General features: G+C 32.6%; 20 protein-coding genes and 1 other RNA gene. 12 read left to right on the forward strand and 9 right to left on the reverse strand.

Annotation, left to right across the window (positions count from 1 at the left end):
- Window positions 1–143 precede the first annotated feature (143 nt).
- Entirely contained in the window at window positions 144–548 is a 405-nt protein-coding gene (locus LPB87_RS12820) for a GNAT family N-acetyltransferase (protein ID WP_129539374.1), read from the reverse strand.
- A 314-nt stretch (window positions 549–862) separates the two neighbouring features.
- Here LPB87_RS12820 and LPB87_RS12825 point away from each other — a divergent pair, with 314 nt between their 5' ends.
- From LPB87_RS12825 to LPB87_RS12860, 8 genes are all read left to right on the forward strand, one after another.
- Window positions 863–1,423, forward strand: a complete 561-nt coding sequence (locus LPB87_RS12825; protein WP_129539375.1) for an outer membrane beta-barrel protein — start codon at window positions 863–865, stop codon at window positions 1,421–1,423.
- Window positions 1,424–1,601: 178 nt separating this feature from the next.
- Entirely contained in the window at window positions 1,602–1,934 is a 333-nt protein-coding gene (locus tag LPB87_RS12830) for a YegP family protein (protein ID WP_230728148.1), read from the forward strand.
- 299 nt (window positions 1,935–2,233) lie between these two features.
- Entirely contained in the window at window positions 2,234–2,425 is a 192-nt protein-coding gene (locus tag LPB87_RS12835; RefSeq protein ID WP_129539377.1) for a cold shock domain-containing protein, read from the forward strand.
- Between the two features lie 471 nt (window positions 2,426–2,896).
- Window positions 2,897–3,418, forward strand: coding sequence for a sigma-70 family RNA polymerase sigma factor (locus tag LPB87_RS12840; protein ID WP_129539378.1), 522 nt, complete (start codon window positions 2,897–2,899; stop codon window positions 3,416–3,418).
- A gap of 46 nt (window positions 3,419–3,464) precedes the next feature.
- Window positions 3,465–3,674 carry a hypothetical protein gene (locus LPB87_RS12845; protein ID WP_035628035.1) on the forward strand — a complete coding sequence of 70 codons (210 nt, stop codon included), beginning with the start codon at window positions 3,465–3,467 and terminating at the stop codon, window positions 3,672–3,674.
- Between the two features lie 12 nt (window positions 3,675–3,686).
- Window positions 3,687–4,532 (forward strand): FecR family protein, encoded by an 846-nt coding sequence (locus tag LPB87_RS12850; RefSeq protein WP_230728149.1) that lies wholly within the window; start codon window positions 3,687–3,689, stop codon window positions 4,530–4,532.
- A 99-nt stretch (window positions 4,533–4,631) separates the two neighbouring features.
- On the forward strand, window positions 4,632–7,241 hold the full coding sequence (locus tag LPB87_RS12855; protein ID WP_230728150.1) for a TonB-dependent receptor: 2,610 nt from the start codon (window positions 4,632–4,634) through the stop codon (window positions 7,239–7,241).
- A 4-nt stretch (window positions 7,242–7,245) separates the two neighbouring features.
- Window positions 7,246–8,085, forward strand: coding sequence for a DUF4249 domain-containing protein (locus tag LPB87_RS12860; RefSeq protein WP_230728151.1), 840 nt, complete (start codon window positions 7,246–7,248; stop codon window positions 8,083–8,085).
- Window positions 8,086–8,236: 151 nt separating this feature from the next.
- Here LPB87_RS12860 and ssrA read toward each other — a convergent pair.
- Window positions 8,237–8,634: a transfer-messenger RNA gene (gene ssrA, locus LPB87_RS12865) on the reverse strand.
- Window positions 8,635–8,750: 116 nt separating this feature from the next.
- The gene (locus LPB87_RS12870; RefSeq protein ID WP_129539382.1) at window positions 8,751–9,947 is read right to left on the reverse strand and encodes a serine hydrolase domain-containing protein; all 1,197 of its coding nucleotides are present in this window, start codon (window positions 9,945–9,947) and stop codon (window positions 8,751–8,753) included.
- A 245-nt stretch (window positions 9,948–10,192) separates the two neighbouring features.
- Here LPB87_RS12870 and LPB87_RS12875 point away from each other — a divergent pair, with 245 nt between their 5' ends.
- Window positions 10,193–11,395: an NAD(P)-dependent oxidoreductase gene (locus tag LPB87_RS12875; protein WP_129539383.1), complete on the forward strand. Its 1,203-nt coding sequence runs from the start codon at window positions 10,193–10,195 to the stop codon at window positions 11,393–11,395.
- Window positions 11,396–11,606: 211 nt separating this feature from the next.
- Here LPB87_RS12875 and fumC read toward each other — a convergent pair whose 3' ends face one another.
- The gene (fumC, locus tag LPB87_RS12880) at window positions 11,607–13,004 is read right to left on the reverse strand and encodes a class II fumarate hydratase (RefSeq protein ID WP_129539384.1); all 1,398 of its coding nucleotides are present in this window, start codon (window positions 13,002–13,004) and stop codon (window positions 11,607–11,609) included.
- A 280-nt stretch (window positions 13,005–13,284) separates the two neighbouring features.
- Here fumC and LPB87_RS12885 point away from each other — a divergent pair, with 280 nt between their 5' ends.
- Window positions 13,285–13,449, forward strand: a complete 165-nt coding sequence (locus tag LPB87_RS12885) for a hypothetical protein (RefSeq protein WP_035621077.1) — start codon at window positions 13,285–13,287, stop codon at window positions 13,447–13,449.
- Between the two features lie 57 nt (window positions 13,450–13,506).
- Here LPB87_RS12885 and LPB87_RS12890 read toward each other — a convergent pair whose 3' ends face one another.
- From LPB87_RS12890 to arsC, 3 genes are all read right to left on the reverse strand, one after another.
- Window positions 13,507–13,698 (reverse strand): hypothetical protein, encoded by a 192-nt coding sequence (locus LPB87_RS12890; RefSeq protein WP_230728152.1) that lies wholly within the window; start codon window positions 13,696–13,698, stop codon window positions 13,507–13,509.
- Window positions 13,699–13,725: 27 nt separating this feature from the next.
- On the reverse strand, window positions 13,726–16,170 hold the full coding sequence (locus LPB87_RS12895; RefSeq protein ID WP_230728153.1) for an outer membrane beta-barrel family protein: 2,445 nt from the start codon (window positions 16,168–16,170) through the stop codon (window positions 13,726–13,728).
- An 87-nt stretch (window positions 16,171–16,257) separates the two neighbouring features.
- Window positions 16,258–16,608 (reverse strand): arsenate reductase (glutaredoxin), encoded by a 351-nt coding sequence (gene arsC, locus LPB87_RS12900; protein WP_230728154.1) that lies wholly within the window; start codon window positions 16,606–16,608, stop codon window positions 16,258–16,260.
- Between the two features lie 109 nt (window positions 16,609–16,717).
- Here arsC and LPB87_RS12905 point away from each other — a divergent pair, with 109 nt between their 5' ends.
- Complete coding sequence (locus LPB87_RS12905; RefSeq protein ID WP_230728155.1) at window positions 16,718–17,641, forward strand: CPBP family intramembrane glutamic endopeptidase; 924 nt, start codon at window positions 16,718–16,720, stop codon at window positions 17,639–17,641.
- Window positions 17,642–17,673: 32 nt separating this feature from the next.
- Window positions 17,674–18,723 carry an AMP-binding protein gene (locus LPB87_RS12910; protein WP_230728156.1) on the forward strand — a complete coding sequence of 350 codons (1,050 nt, stop codon included), beginning with the start codon at window positions 17,674–17,676 and terminating at the stop codon, window positions 18,721–18,723.
- A 107-nt stretch (window positions 18,724–18,830) separates the two neighbouring features.
- On the opposite strand, the gene LPB87_RS12915 is transcribed toward LPB87_RS12910, so the two are convergent.
- Together LPB87_RS12915 and LPB87_RS12920 are read right to left on the reverse strand one after the other, a co-directional pair.
- The gene (locus LPB87_RS12915) at window positions 18,831–21,086 is read right to left on the reverse strand and encodes a multicopper oxidase domain-containing protein (RefSeq protein ID WP_230728157.1); all 2,256 of its coding nucleotides are present in this window, start codon (window positions 21,084–21,086) and stop codon (window positions 18,831–18,833) included.
- Window positions 21,087–21,096: 10 nt separating this feature from the next.
- A complete protein-coding gene (locus tag LPB87_RS12920) occupies window positions 21,097–23,628 on the reverse strand; it encodes a heavy metal translocating P-type ATPase (RefSeq protein ID WP_230728158.1) in 2,532 nt (843 codons plus the stop codon).
- Window positions 23,629–23,652: the final 24 nt, after the last annotated feature.

Here is a 23,652-nt window from a genome sequence, read left to right on the forward strand (position 1 = left end):
TTAGTGAAGTATAAATGATAATTTATTAATAAAAATTTATAACTCACAGAAATTTAAGCTTTAATATACACAAATAGCATTCGAAAATCATTAAACAACTATATATGAACCAGATATACTATTCTTGATTTTAGAATCTAATTTTAAAAACGCAGTTCCATTATTGTAAACTCTTGCCCCGATTTAAAAAAAGTATTCTCTGTATCTACTAATCCAAATTTCTCATAAAAAGATTTTTTGTTTACTCTAGCATTGCACCAAATACGCTTTACTCCTTTATCCTTAGCTTGTTGAAAAACATAATTTAGCAGTATTGTTGCAAAACCTTTTCCTTGCTCTTCAGTCAAAGTAGCTAATTTTCTAAATTGCATTTCGTTATTATCTTCAAAACAAGAAACAATCGCAACTAGTTTGGATTCATTATATACTCCAAAATGAATACCTAAATCATCTTCTTTTAATTGTACAAATTCTAAAGACATTGCTGGCCACATTACTTTATGCCGAATTGCCCATGTTTCAGAGGCAGGAATTTCTTTGATTGTCATAATTACTTTTTTAATTGGCTAAGGATTCAAATTTAGAATTAATTATTTTAACCCTCTCATAACAATACACCCCCTCAAGTAAACCTATTCTTTTGCTTATTTTTTTTACAGAATTAACCTATACTAAAATCCGATTCCATAATATATTTCTCTTTTTAAAATCCACCTAAAGAAATCTTATTCTATTAAAATTCAAAGAAATAATGCCAATACCAATAAAATCAATAAAAAAATAAAGAAGATATGTCTTTCGATTCTGACATATAATAATTAATTTTAATTGTTAAATAGTATACCCCCAAATAACCCTCCCTATGAAAAAGCTTTTTTTAATCACACTATTATGTATCAGTGCAAATTCATTTGCCCAATTACTACAATTCGGTCCTATCGTTTCTTCTAACATAACTTCAATCTCAACAAATGATTACAATTCTGATAGTTCAGGTAATTCAATAGGTTTTGGAGGTTTTGCAAGAGTAAATTTATTAATGCTTTATGGACAAGCTGAATTTGGATACGCACAATCTAAATTTACTGTATCTGAATCTGGTATCGCTAATACAGATTATAAATTATCTGGAACTGAAGCGACATTAATTGTAGGTTACAAAATTGTTCCTTTAGGTAAACTCGGAAATGTTAGAATATTTGGCGGTTACAACTGGAAAAACTACTCAAATATAGACAGAAACAACAATTTAAACTATATCGACGTTGTAAAAAACAACAACAGTCTCCTTGGTGGAGTTGGTGTTGATTTATGGAAATTCACACTAGACTATAGATATTTAGCAGGTGTTACAGATATTGATGCTTCTAATTTAAAAGTAAAAACTGCTGTTTCAAATATTAGCTTAGGATTTAAATTCTAGAAAACAATTTTATCATATAAAAAACGAGAACCTAATTAAAAATTAAGTTCTCGTTTTTTTTTTAATTATTTATTTAAAAATTTTACTGTTTCCCACTATCTTCTAATATTTTTCTTTTGTATTTTTATGAAATAAAACAACTATTAAAAACTATTTTTAACCTTAACCAATATTTAGAATGGGAAAATTTGTTATCACAAAAAGAACAAACGGAGAGTTTCAATTTAATTTAAAAGCTAACAACGGACAAACAATTCTTGCAAGCGAAGGATATTCAGCAAAAGCAGGCTGTTTAAACGGAATCGAATCGGTAAGAACCAATTCGCAAGATGATTCAAAATTTGACAGAAAAACATCAACTAACGGAAAGCCTTATTTTAATCTAAAAGCTACCAATGGTCAGATTATTGGAACTAGCGAAATGTATGAAAGCGTCTCAGCAAGAGATAACGGAATCGAATCGGTAAAAACCAATGCACCTACCGCAACAATAGATGACCAAACTGTTTAATAAAATATTTCTTAGAAGATCAAAACCACTCATTTCGGGTGGTTTTATTTTTTGGAGCATTTTCCAGCTCTCCGCTTTATCTTTTTATCTCCAAAAAAAGGAAGATAAAAAGGATGCCACTACAATCTCGGCTAGATCTCTCTCTTATATTATCGCATAACTAACCAAATTAGACACTAACTTTATCAATCCTTAACAAAACGTTAAAATATATAGAATTATTTTTTAAAATAAAAACTAATAATCAATAAGTTAAATTTATTTTTCGACTACATTTACTAATAAATTTAATATAAATTATGAAAACAGGAGTAGTAAAATTTTACAATGAAGCAAAAGGATTTGGATTCATTACAGAAGAAGGTACAGGACAAGACGTATTTGTTCATGCATCAGGCTTAAAAGAGCAAATTAGTGAAAATGACTCTGTTCAATTTGAAATAGTTGACGGAAAGAAAGGCAAAAATGCAGTTGAAGTTACAGTAGTTTAATACTAACAACATCAAAAATTGCATTAATTACGATTGCCTATTGGTTTAAATATGAAGATAAAGAATACTATTCGATACACTCCTCAATAATAAAACCCTACAAATCACTCACGACATTAGCAAAACAAAAAAATCCTGTAAACATTGTTTACAGGATTTTTTGTTAATAATAAAAACTTCCTCATATATTACCTACCCAAAACCAACTGTTTGCTTATAAATATTATATCCTTTTTTAGTTTTCCAACAAATAAATAATGTACAAACAACTACTACTCACAAAGCAAATCTTACAGATTGGTGTATACTATTTTATAACTATCTTTTTCTCTTGAATAAATTTTCAAATAAAATTGCTGTTATTTGCACCGCAAAGTTTATTAAAAATTGAATAAGCTAACCTTAATGGTCAAATTTAGAACTCAATATTTTTTTGAAAATTGAACTAAAATCAGTCATCATATTTACGTTATGGACAATAAAAAGTTTATATTAAGTTTAAAAAAAGGTAATGAAGCTTCTTTTAAGGAAGCTTATCTAAATTACTACGATAAACTAATAAACATTGCCAAGCGATTTAATTTTACTGTTCTTAGCCCACAGGATTTCGTTCAGGAGACTTTTTTACGATTATATAATAAAAGAGAATTACTCAATGAAGATGTTTTATTTGATAAACAATTGTTTACAATATGCAAAAACATCATTATAAATCATCTTAATAGAGAAAACAAACTAATTCAGCTTGATCCTCTGGAGTTTCAAATGGAGCAAGAAGATACTGAAACAGATATTTTTGAAGAAAGAAGAGAAAAATTATACAACTTCATAAATCTACTTCCCGAACAACAACAAAAAATATTCACTTTACACAAACTGGAAAACCTTAGTTATAAAGAGATTGCATCAATTACAGATCTTTCTGAAAAAACGATTGCCAATCATATTTATCTTGCCAGTAAATTTATTCGAAAAAAAATAGAAGAGCATTAGGAACTTTTATGTTCTCGTTTGTTATAGATATAAACGGAAACATAAAATGCGTACTGAATCTTATAAAACAGATGTTACAACCAAAGAAGATGCAAGCTTCATTGTAGTACTTCTGCAGTTTATCATTTCTGATTGTATAATGAATTTTGATTTGGATAATAGTGACCATATTCTAAGAATTGAAACTAATAGAGATATTAAAGAAATGGTTTATGGTGTTTTTAACAAACAAGGATTTTATTGCCAAAAACTTTAACGCACAAAAGATATGGACGAAAAGAAATTAGAAGAAGAATTAAAAAAATTATGGAATGAAACTCCCATTTCTCATTCTGACTCTGAAAAAGAGGCTTCTTGGGAACAATTCCAATCGAAGACATTCCCATCCAAAAAACAAAAATTTGGTTCATGGCGCCATTATGCAGCCGCAGCCGCTATTTTAATTTTTACTCTTATCGGGGTAGGTCTGTACTTTACTAATGACCCAATAAGTAACAATATTGAAATTGTGGAAAATACGATAGAAAACACCACTTCTATAATTAAAATTGTAGCCTTACCAGATAGTACAAAAGTAGAGTTGAGTCCAAATTCCAAAATTATGTATGCTACTAATTTTGCTGTTAATAGAAAAGTAGAAATTAATGGAGAAGCTTATTTTAAAGTAAAAAAAGACAAAAAACATCCTTTTCAGGTGTTTTGTAACGAAACCACAACTACAGTATTAGGTACCGCTTTTACAGTTAAAGGCTATCCTAAAAAAGAAGTGGCGGTAGAACTTTATGAAGGAAGTGTTGAGATGAGTGTAAAAAACCAAGATAAAAAATGGATACTTAAACCTGGTGAAAAATTCATCTACGGAAACGAAATCGCTTCTGTAACTGAATTTAATAGATTTTTAGATTTTGATAATGAAAAACTGAGCACAATCAGCACCTATATCGAGTCAAATTATGGTTATAAAGTAACCATTCCACAGGAATATTATAATCAAAGAATTACAGTTCGAATCAATAAAAAAGAAGATTTAAAAACAATTGTCCAATTAATATCAGAAATGTATAACCTAAACTTTGAAGTAAATGAAAAATTAAAACAGATTACTTTTCAGTAGAAAAGAAAAGGATGTCCTAGCCGCGAAACTAAACATCCTTCCCATAGTTCAGATAGCATAAAACTATCCATTTAATAATATTCAAAAATACAAAAATTCATGAAGCATATAATTTCAACATGCTTTTTTTTATTCAGTTGGTGTGTGTTCTCCCAAAACATAAACGTGACTGTAGACCAAACTGTGACCTTAAAAGATTTTTTTAAGCAAATTGAGAATCAAACCGATTTTAAATTCGCCTATACTGATCAAATTAATATCAGTCAAAAATATTTTACACATAAAAAGACTTATAAAAATATTGAGATAAAACAACTCATAAATGAACTTAATAAGACTGGTACAATTCAGTTTTCAGTAGTGGGTAATAATATTTTTGTAAAACAAAAAGTTACAAAAGGAGCCCAAAAAAATAAGCTAACAGGGCAACTTATTGATGAGAACAGGGAACCTGTTATTGGCGCAAATGTTTATATCTCAGAAATCGAAACAGGCGCTACAACTGATAAAAATGGAAAGTACACTATCGATTTAGACAACGGAACTTATACTGTTTTAGTTAGTTATGTAGGCTACAAGAATAAAAAAAAGCAAGTCACAGTTTCTGATGATACTAAAATTGATTTCAGCATGGAATCAGACAGTCACGAATTAGAACAGATAGTCATAACTACAAGTAAGGCAGTTGATGTGAAAAACACTCAGATGAGCGTTAATAAGCTTTCGATGGCCGAGATTAAAAGATTGCCTACGGCAATGGGTGAACCAGATCCTTTAAAATCATTATTGACTTTACCTGGTGTTACAAATGCTGGTGAAGCTTCGTCTGGTTTTAATGTTCGCGGTGGTGCCGCTGATCAGAATTTGATTCTTTTAGATGGTGCTCCAGTATACGGAGATTCTCATATGTTTGGTTTCTTTTCTATTTTTAATGCAGACGTTGTTAGCGGATTAGATTTATACAAAGGAGGAATTCCGTCTAAATTTGGAGGGCGTGTTTCCTCTGTTCTGGATGTAACACAGCAAACGGGAGATCTTAATGAGTATAAAATAAACGGAGGTATTGGTCTTATATCAAGTCGGCTTTTAGTACAAGGCCCTTTAAAAAAAGATGTTGGTTCATTTATTGTTGCTGGGCGCGCTTCTTATGCACATTTATTCCTGAAACTTACTGATATTAAGAGTTCTGTAATGTTTTATGATATTAATGCCAAACTTAATTATCGTTTAGGAGCCAATAATACAATTGCTTTTTCTGGTTACTTAGGGAATGATATATTTGATATTAATAACTTTTTTGCCAGTACCTACGGTAATACTATGGGAACGTTTAGCTGGAAACATAAATTTTCTGAAAAGTTAAATACAAACCTTTCTGTTTTTTACAGTGATTATAAATTTAATCTGCAAATACCATTTCAAAAATTTGAATGGGACAGTAAGATTACCAACTACGGGCTTAAATACAATTGGAATCACACCATATCAGACAATTTTAAACTTAACTATGGTATTGATGGTTTATATTATAATTTTAATCCAGGAACTGTACGCCCGTATGGTGTTAATTCGCAGTATAATTACAATCAATTAGATAAAAAATATGCTTTAGAAACGTCTGCATATTTGGATGTCGAGAATCAGATCACAGAAAAGCTGAATCTTCGTTATGGACTTCGTTACAGTACCTTTTATCGTTTAGGAGGCGAAAGTATCAGTACGTACGAAAATGGAGAAGCAGTAGTATACAATCCGTTATATCATATTTATGAAGAAGCAACTCCAACTGGAAGTACATACTACGGAAAAGGAAAAACCATTAGTAAGTTTAATAACCTTGAACCAAGATTGGCATTATCATATGCTTTTAATGACGAAACCTCAGTAAAGGCAAGTTACAACAGAATGGCGCAATATATTCATATGTTGTCTAATACCCGAGCTCCGTTGCCTATGACTATCTGGACACCAAGCGGTCCTTTTACAAAACCACAAATGCTGGATCAATATGCAGTAGGATTTTTCAAAAATTTTAAGGAACGTGAGTACTCCTTTGAGGGGGAATTATTTTATAAAAAAATTAAAAACCGTATCGATTATATTGATGGTGCAAATTTATTGGGTAACAATAATATAGAGCAGGATATCCTGAATGGAGAAGCAAGATCGTATGGTATGGAACTATTATACAGAAAAAATACAGGCCGCTTTACAGGATGGGTTGCTTATACTTTGTCTAAGGCAGAACAAAAAACGCCTGGCAGAACTCCTCAAGAACCAGGTATTGCTAATGGTGATTGGTATTTATCAGGATATGATAAATTACATAATCTGAATATTACTGCAAATTATGAATTCAACGCTAAATGGTCCTTTAATGCTAATTTTACTTTACAATCAGGTCAGCCAGTAACATATCCTAACGGGTATTATGAATTTGGGGAAAGATATGTACCTAATTATACGTTGAGAAATTCAAGCAGACTCCCTGCATATCATCATTTGGATATTGGCGCAACCTACACCCCTAAACCAGATAAAAAGAAAGGATGGCAAAGCTATTGGGTATTTAGTATTTATAATCTTTATAACAGACAAAATGCCGCATCGATGATGTTTTCACAAAATAATAATACAGGAGTTAATGAGTCCAAACAACTCTCTATTTACGGATTAGTACCTGGTGTTTCTTATAATTTTAAATTTTAATAGCATGCTAAGATTAAAAAAATACAATTTTAAAAGTAAAGGATTTACTTTATTTAGCTTTCTTTTTGTTTTACTTTTTCTGTCTTGTGACAAGGTTGTTGAGCTTGAATTAGAAACTGGAGAACCTAAAATAGTAATCGATGCTGAGATAATTTGGGAAAAAGGAACTAGCGGCAGTAAACAGACAATAAAAATAAGCAGAATGGCTCCTTATTACAGTGCCACTACACCAAAGGTTTCAGGAGCACAAGTAAGGGTCGAAAATAGTGATGGAGTTGTTTTTACATTTAATGAATCTGAGCCAGGAATATATATCTGTACTAATTTTGTTCCTGTAATTAATATGGAATATAAATTATTTGCACAAGTCGATGGACAAAGTTTAACAGCTATTGAAAAATTAGTTTCTGTGCCGCCAATTGACAGAATAGAACAGGAATTTATGCCAGATATAACAGGGCCTGATCTTATTGTAGTAGCATTTTATTATAAAGACCCAGCTGATCAGACTAATTACTATCTAACAGATTATAAAAGTGTTTTATCTCCTTTTCCAGAATACACATCAACAAGTGATGAATTTACTAATGGAAATGAATTAGCTGAAAAATTTTCAGATTCAGATTTAAAACCGGGAATAACACTTAATATAACACATCGTGGTATTACTAAGAACTTTTATAATTATATGAATCTAATTTTAGAGGTTACAAATTCAAACCCTTTTGCTGCAATACCTGGTAATATTAGAGGAAATATAATCAATACAACTGATTCTAATAATTTTGCTTTAGGCTATTTCAGGCTTTGTGAAGCAAACCGTATGACGTATACAGTAAAATAAAATTTTAATTGAAGGTTGATTTGTAACGGCATCTGGCATATATAAATCTATGTCAGATGCATATTTTAATTAAAAACAGGACAAAAAATTAAATTTTTGAATCCCTATGAAAAACAAAAAAGCCTGTAAACATTAAGTTTACAGGCTTTTTTTGTGGAGTCGCCGAGAATCGAACTCGGGTCCAAACAAGCAACTAAAGAGCTTTCTACACGCTTATTTCCTGATTAGATTTTCGATATTGTGCTCGGCCAGGAACAGCCACACAATACTTATCTTCTTAATTTCGAAATCCACCCGAAGCTCATGGAAATCTAGGTTTATTTTTACGGTTCCCCTGTATTGACCGCCACAAACCAAGGCTTTCAAGGAGAATCCAGCTTTCCTATCTGATAGGAACGTGGCTTAATCGTACTATAATTCGGATTATGCAGCTAAAGCGTAGTTATTTTCGCCGTGTAAAAGTGTTGAGATCTTATATTTACGAGCAAGGTCTCAATGCTCGACGTGCTTACTGTTCAATTCGACTTGCTGTCAAAACCAGTCGACCCCATTTCTTTTCAATAAAAAATTGAGATTGCAAAATTACGCTTTTTGAGCCATCAATCGAAATTAATTTCAAAAAAATATTCGATTTAATTTTAGCTCCTCAATTTATAACCCATATATTAGTCGAGATCTTTAAAAACAAAAGGATAATCTCCAAAGATCGGTGCCAATTTACGAACCGCATATGTTTTACGGGTAAATTTATTAGACAACGCAATGATAGTAACATTTTCTTTTTGAAGCGTTATATAAGATGACGTATTTCCATGCCACCATCCGTTATGGAAATAAAAATGTTGTCCCGAATACCAATTAATCATTCGAATACCAAGTCCATAATTTTTTTCTCCCTTGCGCTCATTACTATATCCTTCATAAACTTGTTTTAGTAATTCAGGTTTTAAAAAATTAGGAGCATTTCTTGCTCTATCAAATTTTAATAAATCACGAGGAGTTGAATAAACATTTTTATCCCCATAAACAGCATCCAGATAATCTATTCCAATTTCAACATTATTTCCTTTATATGATGGAACAGCTGTTTTTCTGTCTTTATCGATATCAAAAACATAAGTATGCGTCATTCCCAAAGGCTTAAAAATCATTTGAGTCATTGCCTCTTTATAACTAAGTCCTGTTATTTTCTCTATAATTAATGCTAACATCGCATAATTAGTATTACAATAGGTAAAACGAGTATTGGGTTTATACTCTAAACCAATATCTTTTGTAGCCATGATATTTAAAATATCCTGATTGGTTAATTGATTGTGCCTGTCCCAAATTGTTTTGTCCTTATCTGTAAAATAAGCATAATTACGCATTCCACTTCTGTGATTTAATAACATCCTTACTGTAATATCTTCATAAGGAAATGTTTTCAAAATGGTATTTACTTTTTGATCTAAATCAAATTTCCCTGCATTTACCAACTTTAAAACTGCTGTTGCAGTAAGTACTTTACTAACCGATGCTATATGCAACGGCGTATTCCTATCTATCTCCGTTTTTTGATTTTTATTCGCATAGCCTTCATATTTCTCATAGATAATCTCGCCGTTTCTTGCTACTAAAAATCCTCCATTCATGGAATTATTAGGCCAGTTCTTATTATAAAAAGAATCAACTTTGTTTTTTATTGTAGCTACATAGCTAGCAGGTAACTTTTTTTCATGAAGCAAAGGCTTCATCTTAGGGAGTGTATCTTCTACAGTTTCAGCAAGAGCTGCATTTGAACTTTTATCTTTTCCACAAGAGCTTAAAACTAAAATAAGGAAAAGGATTTGTGCTATATTTGCTTTTTTAATGAAATTCATGAGTTGGATTCTAGGGAAACAAATATATAGAATTGAATACTTTTGTTTATTTGCCTTTCTGAGATGAATTCTCATAATTTAACACAGTTTTAAGCTTGATTTTTATCAGTCCATTGAACATCAGCACATAATAAAATGAGCTTGGATATTTTTCAAAAAAAACAACAAAACTTTAACTATATTTGTTATATTTAAAACAAATTTAACCAATAAAGTTATATTTATACAAACCTAAACACCAATAAATGAAATTTGGAATTATAAAAGAGAGAAAAAACCCACCAGACAGAAGAGTTGTATTTGCTCCTAACGAACTGGCTCGATTGAAACAACTTTATCATGAAGCTACTGTAGCTGTAGAAAGTTCTGATATTCGAATTTTTACCGATATTCAATACAAAAGCTTAGGTATAACTGTTACCGATGATGTTTCGGATTGTGATGTATTATTTGGAGTAAAAGAAGTTCCTATCGAGAATTTAATTCCTGATAAGGCTTATTTCTTCTTTTCTCATACCATCAAGAAACAACCTTATAATCGAAAATTGCTACAAGCAATCTTAGAAAAAAACATCGAATTATACGATCATGAAACTATCGTAAACTCTCACAACCAAAGGCTTATTGGCTTTGGAAGATACGCAGGTATTGTTGGTGTATATAATGGAATTCGTGCATTCGGAATTAAATTTGAATTGTTTAAATTGCCTAAAGCAGAAACTTTATCTGGCAAAGAGGCTTTAATTGCTCATTTAAAACGCATTACACTTCCTCCTTTAAAGTTTGTTATTACTGGAACTGGAAAAGTAGGTAGCGGTGCTAAAGAAATCCTTGACGCCATTAAAATAAAAGAGGTAACTATTGACAATTACCTAACTAAAAATTATACTCAAGCAGTTTATGTTCAACTTGATGTTTTGGATTATAACAAACGTAAAGATGGTCAGCTTTTAGATTATACCGATTTTTACGAACACCCTCAGGAGTACGTTTCTGATTTTGAAAGATTCACTCGAGTAACTGATGTTTATTTTGCTGGGCACTTTCATGCAAATGCGGCACCAATGATTTTGTCTAGAGAAATGCTTCAGTCTAAAGATTGTAAAATAAAAGTCGTTGCCGATATTTCATGTGATATAAATGGCCCTATTGCCTGCACACTTCGCTCATCGACTATCGAAGAGCCTTTATATGGTTATTTCCCTGGTGAAGACAAAGAGGTTGATGTTTTTCATCCTGCTGCAATTGTGGTAATGGCTGTAGATAATTTGCCTTGCGAAATTCCAAAAGATGCTAGTGAAGGTTTTGGGGAACTTTTTATGGAACACGTAATTCCTGCCTTTTTTAACGGTGATAAAGATGGAATCTTACACAGAGCCAAAATAACAGAAAACGGTAAGCTAACGCCACGTTTTAGCTATTTACAAGATTATGTAGATGGGAAGTAATTTAATTATTAATTGTTGATAATTAAAGCCCTTCGACTACGCTCAGGGTGACAGTAATTATTGATTATAATAATGATCATTAAAGCTCTTCGACTACGCTCAGGATGACAATAGATGACATAAAAAACGAAACCCTGCAATGTTAATACATTGCAGGGTTTTTCATTTATTACGCATCATTAACAATTAACAATCCATAATTAACAATTAATTATTTAAGGCTTCCAACCATATCTTCTGGTTTTACCCAAGCATCAAAATCTTCTGCTGATACGTATCCTAAACGAACAGCTTCTTCTTTAAGTGTCGTTCCGTTTTTGTGTGCTGTTTGAGCTATTTCTGCCGATTTGTAATATCCAATTTTAGTATTTAAAGCTGTTACTAACATTAATGAATTATCTACTAATTCTTTAATACGTTTATAGTTTGGCTCGATACCTTGTGCACAATGCTCATCAAACGAAACACAAGCATCTCCTAATAAGCGTGCTGATTGCAAGAAGTTAGCTGCCATTACTGGTTTAAAAACATTCAATTCGTAATGACCTTGCATTCCTCCTACTGAAATAGCCACATCGTTACCCATAACCTGTGCACAAACCATTGTTAATGCTTCGCATTGTGTTGGGTTTACTTTTCCTGGCATAATAGATGAACCTGGCTCATTTTCTGGAATAATAATTTCTCCAATTCCTGAACGTGGTCCTGAAGCTAACATACGAACATCATTAGCAATTTTATTTAAAGAAACTGCCAATTGTTTTAATGCTCCATGAGATTCAACAATTGCATCGTGAGCTGCAAGTGCTTCAAATTTATTTTCTGCTGTTACAAACGGATGTCCTGTAAACTCAGCAATATACTCAGCTACTTTTACATCGTATCCAGCTGGTGTGTTTAAACCTGTTCCTACTGCCGTTCCTCCTAAAGCAACTTCTGATAAGTGCGCTAAGGTATTTTTAACTGCTTTTAGTCCATAAGTTAATTGAGCTGCATATCCTGAAAGTTCTTGTCCTAAAGTAAGCGGTGTTGCATCCATAAGGTGCGTACGTCCGATCTTTACAACATTTTTATATTCAACTGCTTTTGCATGAAGTGTATCTCTTAATTTTTCAACTCCAGGAATAGTAATCTCCACAACTGCTTTGTAAGCTGCAATGTGCATTCCTGTTGGAAAAGTATCGTTTGATGATTGTGATTTATTTACATCATCATTTGCTTTTATGAATTGCTCTCCTTCTCCAATTTCAAATCCTTTAAGAACTTGTGCGCGGTTTGCAATTACTTCGTTTACGTTCATGTTACTTTGAGTACCTGAACCTGTTTGCCAAATTACCAACGGAAATTGATCATCTAATTTGCCTGCTAATATTTCGTCACATACTGCAGCAATTGCATCTCTTTTTTCTACTGGCAAAACACCTAAATCATGATTTGCAAAAGCAGCTGCTTTTTTTAAGTAAGCAAATCCTTCAACAATTTCTTTTGGCATTGATGCTGCTGCTCCAATTTTAAAATTATTACGAGAACGTTCTGTTTGTGCACCCCAATATTTTTCTGCTGGAACTTGCACCTCTCCCATGGTGTCTTTTTCTATTCTAAATTTCATTTTAGTGTATTTATGTGTGTTATTATATAAAAATCTGATGTTTGATAATAATATTCTATAGCCCAGATGGAAGTGGCATCCTTTTTTAGGGCATTTTAGCCCAAAAAAGATATAACGAACAGCTGGTAATTGCTCCAGAAGTAAATTCTAGGCATATTCATTTTAAATTGACCTCAAAAATACGGATAATTACTATTTTATAAAAATTGATTTAGTTTTTTATTGGTAAGAAAAAATATTAGGCCTACATTTGTGCCTACATTCAAAAATTCCGGAAAACATGTTTGAATTTTCACAGTATTTAGGCTTTTTACTTTTCTTAACCATTCTAACTATAGGGTTTTGGTTAATGTTTTTTCTTGTAGGTTTCGTTCAATATTGGATTGGTGGAGCTTTATGGGAAATGTACAAAGAAAGAAAAGCAAAGAAAGAGCAATCAATTTAAAATTAATTTGATTACTACATAAAAAAAGGGCCCGTTTTTACGAGTCCTTTTTTTTATTTATGATACTTCCTTATCCAAGAAATTCTCATACGCCATCATTATTCTCCCCCTTAGGTTCTTTTTAACTACCAATTGATTTTCTGTGGTACAATCAACTTTGAATTGATTCTTGCACAACACATTATTTACATCAGTATACGTATCTAAAATTAATTTGATTACTTCATAAAAAAAAGGACCCGTTTTCACGAGTCCTTTTTTATCTACTGTATTTGCCTATCCAGGAAATTCTCCTCCGCCATCATTATTCTCTCCTTTAGGTCCTTTTTCTCTTTCATTTTTAGGCTTATTGAATCTATAAGTAAATGAAAGATTAAATTGTCGCTTGCGAAATTGCATTTCTCCATATGAAGTTTGATTCTCTAAATAAGTATATGACTTCATTATTCTAGAATTAAAAATATCACTTATGTTAAATGCTACTGTTGCTTTATCTTTAAGAATGTCTTTACTAAAAGCAGTATTCATACCAAACATAGCCAAGTTTTTTCCTTGAGCCGTTTTTTGTTCTCCGTTATACATTCCTGTTAACTGCCAATCAATTTTATATGGTAAAGTTAATTTTGAATTGATTCTTGCATACCAAGAATTTGCTTTGTTATCCAGATTTTGTGTAACAACAACATTGTTTGCATCTATATAACTGTGCTCACCCGTAGTTTCTACGTTATAAAGATTAAAGTTACTGTTTATTCTCCACCATTTAAACGGCGTGTAATTAAGCGTAAATTCGAAACCGAATTTTTGTTCTTTTCCTAAGTTAATCGGTTTGCTTAGAATAACTGGTATTCCATTTTCTAATTTACCTGTTGGAGATCTCACAAACGCAAATACGTCTTTTGTATCTTCAAAATAAGCTGAAGTATTAAATGTTACTTTATCCCAACGTTTGATATATCCGATATCATATTTATCTGTTAGTGATGGATCTAAATCTGGATTCCCTTGAAAAATATTAATATTACTTGAGAAATTTGAAGCTGGGTTCATAAAACGCCCTCTTGGTCTTGATAAACGTTTGCTGTAACTAGCTGTAAAATTACTTTGATCTGATATTTCATAACTAAGAAATGCGCTTGGAAAAAAGTTATTGTATTTCTTTGTATTGAACTCTTTAGTATCTAACAAATTAACCTGAATATCAGTATCTTCCCAACGCAATCCTAAAAGGTATGAAAATTTTGTATCTTTAATTTTCGATCCAAATTGTGTGTATATTGCATTTATATTTTCTTTATATTCTAAAGTGTTTGATAAACTATTTATTCTGTCACCTAACTCATCTAAAACAAAATATTTATTATTTAGATCACCAAAGCTTCCTTTGTATCCAGCCTCAAATCTACTTCCTTCACTTATCGGAAGTACATAATCTGCTTGTAATTGTACTTGTTTTTGAACCTGATCATTTAAGGTGTTGTTAAACCCACGATTTCCTGTGATTATACTATTATTATCATCCGTGTTTCTTGAAATCGATGCATCTACAGTAAGTTTATGCCCTTTATCATTGAAGTTCTTTATCAAATTTGATGTATACTCTACGTTTTCACTAGCCGAAACACCATCATTTAAACGGTATGTTGCTTTTGTAAAATTACGATTAGCATCAAATTCATTATAATTAATTAAATCTGTATCGTCTCCTGAATTTTTCTGGTAATTTATAGCATTTGTCCAAAAAGTGGTTGGGTTAATTATCCACTCTACTCCTGCTCTTCCGTTGAAATTTTTCCTAATTCTTTCGGTATCTCTAGTTTCATCTAGAAAACTTTTAGTTGTCCCATCAGGGTTAAAATACTCTGAATTAGTTAAACCTCCCCCTTCATTGGTTCTGTAGTTATAACCAGCTGTAGTGAAATAATTTACTTTTTCGGTTTTATAATTTGCATTTGCACTTACTCCGTAGGTTTCGGGAATTCCTGTTGAAGCAATAAAAGTTCCGTTAAATCCTTGATTTTTTCCTTTTTTAAGGACAATATTTATTAATCCTGAGCCTCCTTCAGCATCGTAACGCGCTGATGGATTTGTAATCACCTCAACTTTATCTATCGCATCGGCTGGAATTTGTCGTAATGCTTCGGCTACATTTATCGCATTTGATGGTCTTCCATCAATTAAAATTCGAATGTTATCACTTCCTCTTAAACTTACATTTCCTTCTGTATCAACAGAAACTGACGGTACATTATCAAGAACATCACTTACTGTTCCGCCCTTTACGATCATATCCTGACCTACGTTATATACTTTTTTGTCTAGCTTAATTTCAACTGTAGATTTCTCAGCACGAATTACAACTTCGTTTAGTTGATTAGCATCTTCTGATAATGCTAGCTGCCCTAGGTTGGTATTCTCTGTAATTTTCTTTTGTTTAATTTCGATTACCTTAAATGAAATAAACTCAATTTTAATATCATAAACGCCTGGGGTGGCATCTACACTAAATTCTCCTTTATTATTGGTAATTCCTCCTGCAAGTGCTTTGGGATTTTTGGTATTCACCAAAGTAATTGTAGCATATTCAAGTGGTTGGTTAGTTGTTTTTTCGACAACTTTACCGGTAACTTTAACTTTCAGCCTTTCTGCTCCAGGTTGTTGGGCAAAACTGAAAATACTTGTAAAAAATAATACAAGCATGATTAATTGATTCTTTTTCATTTTGGGTAGTTTCTATTTGGCTTTTAGACTGCAAATGTAACTGGTGGTTTAAAATGAAAAATCATAATAATATGTTAATAAGCTTCTTTATAACGTTTCTAAAAAAGGCTTTACCAATTCTAAATCTCTTCCTATTATAGCTTTACCGTCTTTAACTACAATTGGTCTTTCGATTAAAATAGGATTATCGACCATTGCCTGAGTAATTTCGTCATCAGTCATTGTTTTATTTTTGAAATTATCTATCCAGATTTTTTCTTTGGTTCGAACTAATTCTATTGGCTTTAAACTTAATTTTTGAAGCAATTCTTTTAACGCATCAAATGAAGGCGTATCGATAAGGTAAGGAATTATCTCAAAGTCTTGTTTTGTGTTTTCAATAAAAGCCAGACAATTTCTTGATTTCCCGCAACGTGGGTTGTGATATATTTTTATCATTTTTATTTTTTTAAAGAAGTAAAGATATTTGGAATAAAAAAAGGTAAATTAGTGCAAGCAAAAATAAGGTTTATGCAATAAATCGAAGTACTATTTTAAATTTAAATACATGTTTCTAGAGCAAGGAGTTAAAAACGAAAATAAATTTTGGAAATATTTACTAGGTTCTGTTTTTATAATAACAGCATCCTTTGTTGGTCAAATTCCGCTTACGCTTGCTATAGCATACGAAACTCTTGTTAATAAAATCCCGTATCCGACTAGCGAAGCTGGAATAATGACAATTTTTGAATCTAATGTAACCTTATTTCTTATCTTGATTTCATTTGTATTTGCTTTGGCAGGAGTTTACTTTGCAGTACGCTATATACATCATCAAACTTTTTTATCGGTAACCACCTCCAGGCAAAAAGTCGATTGGAATCGTATCGTGTTTTCATTTGGACTTTGGGGCATTTTTACTGCTATACTTACCGTTTTGTTCTATTATCTGAATCCTGAAGATTTTATAATTAATTTCAAACCTATTCCATTTGCTATTTTATTTGTAATCGCAACTATTTTAATTCCTATTCAAACGAGTACTGAAGAATATGTTTTTCGTGGTTATTTAATGCAAGGATTTGCAAATTTGGCTAGAAACAAATGGTTTCCACTCCTAATGACTTCTGTTATATTTGGAGTGATGCATATTTTTAATCCCGAAGTTTCTAAAATGGGATATATTATTATGATCTATTACATTGGCACGGGCCTATTTTTAGGAATCATCACTTTAATGGACGAAGGCATAGAACTTGCCCTTGGTTTTCATGCTGCCAATAATTTAGTAGGGGCGCTATTGGTCACCTCGGATTGGTCGGTATTCCAAACACATTCTGTTTTTAAAGATATTTCCGAACCTTCTGCTGGTGTCGATGTTATTTTACCTGTAATTGTTATTTATCCTATCATGCTATTTATTTTTAGCAAAAAATACAACTGGACAAATTGGAAAGAAAAACTAACTGGTGAGATCACAATTAAAAATTAAGTCTAAAACAATTAAACTATAACCAAACTCAAATGTCAAAAATAACATATAAAAACGTCCACAATTTCTTCAAATTAAATGGAGACCATTTTAATGGAGAAGACTTGTCACAAATAGCCTATAGCTTCGTCAAAGAAGGTCAAGCCTATGAAAGAGCTATTGGAGAATTTATTTTAGATTGGTTTGATAATAAATCTTATATCGAGATAACTACTTCGGGAACAACTGGAGCTCCAAAAGTAATTCAGCTACAAAAGCAAGCCATGATTGAGTCGGCTCTTGCTACGGGAGATTTCTTTGATTTACATCCTGGAAACAAAGCGTTACATTGCTTACCTACTCAGTATATTGCTGGAAAAATGATGATCGTAAGAAGTTTAATTCTAGGATTAGATGTTGATTTTGTTGCGCCTAGCCTCCATCCGCTTACAAACAACAATACTAAATACGATTTTGTAGCAATGGTTCCTTTGCAGGTTCAAAACTCTTTAACTGCACTTAAAAATGTAAAAAAACTTATTATAGGTGGCGCAGCAATGGATGCAACACTCATAGAAAGTGTATCAAAACTAAAAACTAAAGTGTATGAAACTTACGGCATGACCGAAACTATTACACATATCGCAGCTAAACAAGTTGGTGAAAAAGCTTTTACGGTTTTACCTCATGTAAAAATAACTCAAGACGACAGAAATTGTCTTGTTATTAATGCTCCAACAATTTCTAATGAAACGATCGTAACCAATGATATCGTTGAACTTGTAAATGATCACCAGTTTGTCTTTTTAGGAAGAATTGACAACGTTATTAACAGTGGTGGTATAAAATTGATTCCAGAGCAAATTGAAGGAAAACTTTCTGGAAAAATTAATGCTCGCTATTTTGTTACTGGCGTTCCTGATACTGCTCTTGGAGAAAAATTAGTTTTGGTTATCGAAGGTGAAAAACAACCTATTGACGATTCCATTTTTAATAGTCTAGATAAATATCAAAAACCTAAAGAAATTGTTTTTGTTCCTCAATTTAAAGAGACTGAAAACGGAAAAATTATTCGCAAGAAAAGTTACCTGTATAATTTATAGTATTTACAGCTACTAAAGTAAAAAACGACATTTAGAGAACTTAATTTCTTAATGTCGTTTTTATTTAAATTCTAAACAAATTAATTACATTTTACATTTCACAAGAATCAGTAATTAAGTGTCAATCCAAATCCCCAACCCATATCGCTATCGTAATGCGTAGAAATTCCTGAGTTTTTGGTCAGTATATATTTTAAGCCTCCCATATATTCTTTATCTGTATTTACCATAAAAGCCATTCGTATTCTTGGCGAAATTGGAATATCTTCTCTAGATAGCTGGAATCTGACATTACCATCTGTAAAAACCTCAGCTTGAGCGATTACTAGCCAAGGTAGTGTATAATCAGCACCTATACTTAATACGGAACGATTGTCTTTTGTGTTTTTTTGCCCAAAAGCGTTTTTTTCGACCTCATCATGTCCAAATTTTCTATAACGCCAATCAAATCCTATAAATGGCATGAACCATTGATTCTTGCCAATATATCGCCCTATATGCGTTTCAGTTTCATAACCATGCTTATCATTATACCCTAATCTCCACTCAGTGCCAAAGCTCCAACGTGCATTTTGTACCATTGCTCTACCATCATTCCCATTGGTTGCAAAATCATTCTCGGCCATAAGATGGCTCATATTACTTTCTTTTTGTAATTCTCGATATGCCCATTCTTTGTTGGGCAATAACGGATTTGGTGCTGAATTTTCGTAACTAAAAACACGATTCATTCCCGCCATCATATGATATAAAATATGACAATGAAAAAACCAATCTCCATCAGCATTAGCGCTAAACTCAATTGTATCTGTTTCCATTGGCATAATATCCAATACATTTTTTAATGGAGCATATTCGCCTTGTCCGTTTAATACTCTAAAGTCATGCCCGTGTAAATGCATCGGGTGACGCATCATCGAATTATTGTACAATACGATTCGTAATGTTTCTCCTTTTTTTATTAAAATCTTATCCGATTCCGATAAGACTTTATTATCCATACTCCACAAATAGCGATTCATGTTTCCCGTTAGCTCAAAACGTAGTTCTCTAACTGGAGCATCTTTGGGCAATGTAGTTACCGTTGGCGATTTAAGCATGCTGTAATTTAATGTTACAATAGCTTCAGAACCTGTTCCCATATTATGGTTTGAATGATCCATTTTTTCTCCATCATTCATTTTCATTGGTTCTTTGGATGTATGTTTCATTTCTTTAGATCCACTTCCTGTAATTTCAGGATACATTACAGCATTCATATCCATCTTTTGCAAGCTCATCCCCATTCCCATTTCGTTCATAGTTCCGTCCATGTTCATCATGCCGTTCATCATTTTCATTCCCTCAAAATAATCGAGTTTTGGCAAAGGGCTTGTTAATTGTTTTATTCCCTTTCCTAGATAAATTGAAGTCGATTTTGTTCGGTCTTCTGGCGTAGCCAAAAACTCAAATGCTGTATCATCGGCTGGGATTGTTACCACAACATCATACGTTTCAGATACTCCAATAATCAGTCTGTCTACCTCTACAGGAACTACGTCATTTCCATCATTGGCAACAACCATAATTTTTCCTCCAGCATATGTTAGCCAAAAATAAGACGAAGCTCCTCCATTAGAAATTCGCAATCGTACTTTATCTCCCGCTTTAAATGGTCCCGGAAATTCATTTTCTTTTTTTCCGTTAATTAAAAATGCATCATAATAGACATCACTTACATCCATTGCCATCATACGTTTCCATTCGTTATTGACTTTGGTTTTAAAATGACCTGCCTTTATAGCTTCGGTATAACTTTGAGTTGTTCCTTTTTTAATCGCAAACCAATCTGAAGCATTGTGCAACATTCTATGCACATTATCTGGATTATAATCTGTCCATTCACTTAGCATAACAGGAATTGTAGGCAAATCATCAATCCCTTTTCTAAAATCAGGATCATCTGTTTTTTTCTTCATTATCAATGAACCATACATTCCAATTTGCTCTTGCATTCCGCTATGGCTATGGTACCAATGTGTTCCGTTTTGAATAACTGGAAATTTATACACATATGTTTCCCCTGGTTTTATTGGCATTTGTGTCAGGAAAGGAACACCATCTTCCTGATTTGGTAAAAATATACCGTGCCAATGCAAGGATGTACTTTCTTTTAACTGATTATGCACATGTATTTCGGCAATATCTCCTTCGGTAAAAGTGAGCGTTGGCATCGGAATTTGCCCATTAACAGCAATTGCTCTTTTGGATTTTCCTGTAAAATTTACCAGCGTATCTTTTACATATAAATCATACCTTACGATTTTTTGTGCTGTTGTACTTATCGCGAATAGCAATAATATAAGTGTTGAATAAATTTTCATCTTTTAGCTTTTAAAGTTTTAAACTTCTTAATCGCAATGCATTCACAATAACTGATACCGAACTAAAACTCATTGCCAAAGCTGCAATCATAGGAGAAAGCAATATTCCGAAGAACGGATATAAAACTCCCGCAGCAACGGGTACACCTAACACATTATAAATAAAAGCAAAGAATAGGTTTTGTTTGATATTGCTCATTACTGCGTGGCTCAGGTTTTTTGCTTTTACAATTCCTTGCAAATCTCCTTTTACCAAAGTAATCTTGGCACTCTCTATCGCTACATCTGTTCCTGTTCCCATCGCAATCCCAATATCCGATTGTGCCAAAGCCGGTGCATCATTTATACCATCTCCCGCCATAGCTACAATTTTTCCTTCAGCTTGTAATTTCTCGATTACTTTTAATTTGTCTTCTGGCAAACAACCTGCTTGAAAAGAAGTTAAATGCAACTCGTCGGCTACTGCTTTAGCTGTATTTACATTATCTCCTGTAAGCATGATTACTTCAACTCCTTGGCGCATTAATTCTTTTATAGCTGCTGCACTCGTCGTTTTTATTGCATCAGTTATCGTTACAAATCCCACTACATTTTTATCTACTGCGATGTACGAAACTGTTTTTCCTAATTTTTGTTCGGTAATAATTTTCTCTTCGATAGCGCCAGAAACAATTGCTCCTACCTGTTCCATTAATTTTTTATTCCCTAACGCAACCTTTTTACCAATAGCAGTTCCAATAACTCCTTTTCCTGCGACGTTTTCAAAATCATCGACTTTCGTCAAAGAAACATTTTTAGTCTTAGCAAATTTTACTACGGCTTCTGCCAAAGGATGCTCGCTATATTGATTTAAAGATGCAATGTATTGTAGTAGTTCATCCTCTGAATATTGTAGCGCAACAATCTTTTCTACTGAAGGTTTTCCCTCCGTAATTGTTCCCGTTTTATCAGTAATTAGAACATTTACTTTATTCATGTTCTCTAAAGCTTCAGCATTTTTTATCAGAATTCCTGATTGAGCCCCTTTTCCAACTCCAACCATTACAGACATTGGTGTAGCTAAACCTAATGCACAAGGGCAAGCAATTATCAATACAGCAATCGCATTAATAAATCCGTAAACCATAGCTGGTTCTGGACCAAATTTTGCCCAAATGAAAAAGGTAAGTATAGAAATAACAACTACAATTGGTACAAAATATTTAGCAATACTGTCGGCTAATTTTTGAATTGGTGCTCTAGAGCGACTTGCATTATTAACCATTTGTATAATTTGAGAAAGCAAAGTTTCTGAACCTACTTTCTCAGCAATCATAACAAATGATTTATTTCCGTTGATAGTTCCTGAAGATACCGCATCTCCTATCTTTTTATCTACAGGAATAGGCTCTCCAGTAATCATCGATTCGTCTATTGTGCTTTCACCATCTGTGATTTTTCCATCTACAGGAATTTTATCTCCCGGTTTTACTCGTAATAAATCTCCTTTTTTAATATCGTGAATCGCAATTACTTTATCAACTCCATCTATTACAAGAGTTGCTTCTGTTGGTGCCAATTTCAATAATTCTTTTATCGCTCCACTAGTCTGACTATGCGCTCTTGCTTCTAACAATTGCCCTAATAAAACTAGCGTAATAATTACCGTTGCTGCTTCAAAATAAAGATGAATTGTTCCGTGCCCTGATTTAAATTCTTCTGGAAAAACCTCTGGAAAAAACATTCCTACAATACTAAATAAAAATGCCATTCCCGTACCAATCGCGATAAGGGTAAACATATTTAAATTCCAAGTTACGATTGATTTCCATCCGCGAACAAAAAACATCCAACCTGCGTAAAATATCACTGGAAGCGAAAAAATTAACTGTACCCAATTCCATTTTCCAACATCCATTATTTTTAACAACGGATTGTCGTGCATCATCTCAATCATCGCAATAAAAAAGATAGGAACAGTAAAGAGTATTGCAATTTTCATTTTTTGCAATAACTCTTTATATACCTTATTCTCTTCGGTGTCGGTTGGCTCCATTGGTACTAAATCCATTCCACAGATTGGACACGCACCAGGTCCATTTGTTACGACTTCCGGATGCATTGAGCATGTATATTGCTGAATCTGAACAGCTGCAGGTTCTTGTACTAAATCCATCCCACATACTGGGCAATTTCCTGCCTTATCATACATTTTATCACCTTCACAATGCATTGGACAATAATACTTACCTCCAGCATGATTATGCGGTATCGCTACTTTTTTATGATCATGCTTATGATCATGTCCGTCAGCACTACAACATGATTTCGTTTCAGGTTTTTCATGTCCATGATTCATATTCATTTCAATGGTGTACTTTCCAACCGCAGTTAATGCTTCTTGCAGTTCTTCCGTCGGAATATGCTTTTCCATCGTAATCGTTGCTAATGGAGGATTCAAAGTAACATTTGCCTCGATTCCTTCGATTGCATTTAATGTTTTTTCTACTTTAGTCCGGCATCCATCGCAAGTCATTCCTGTAATTGTATAAGTATGAGTCATTGCTTTATTTTTTTATGAATTTTA

The organism is Flavobacterium sp. EDS, from assembly GCF_020991525.1.
In the GTDB taxonomy this organism is placed as follows: Bacteria; Bacteroidota; Bacteroidia; order Flavobacteriales; family Flavobacteriaceae; genus Flavobacterium.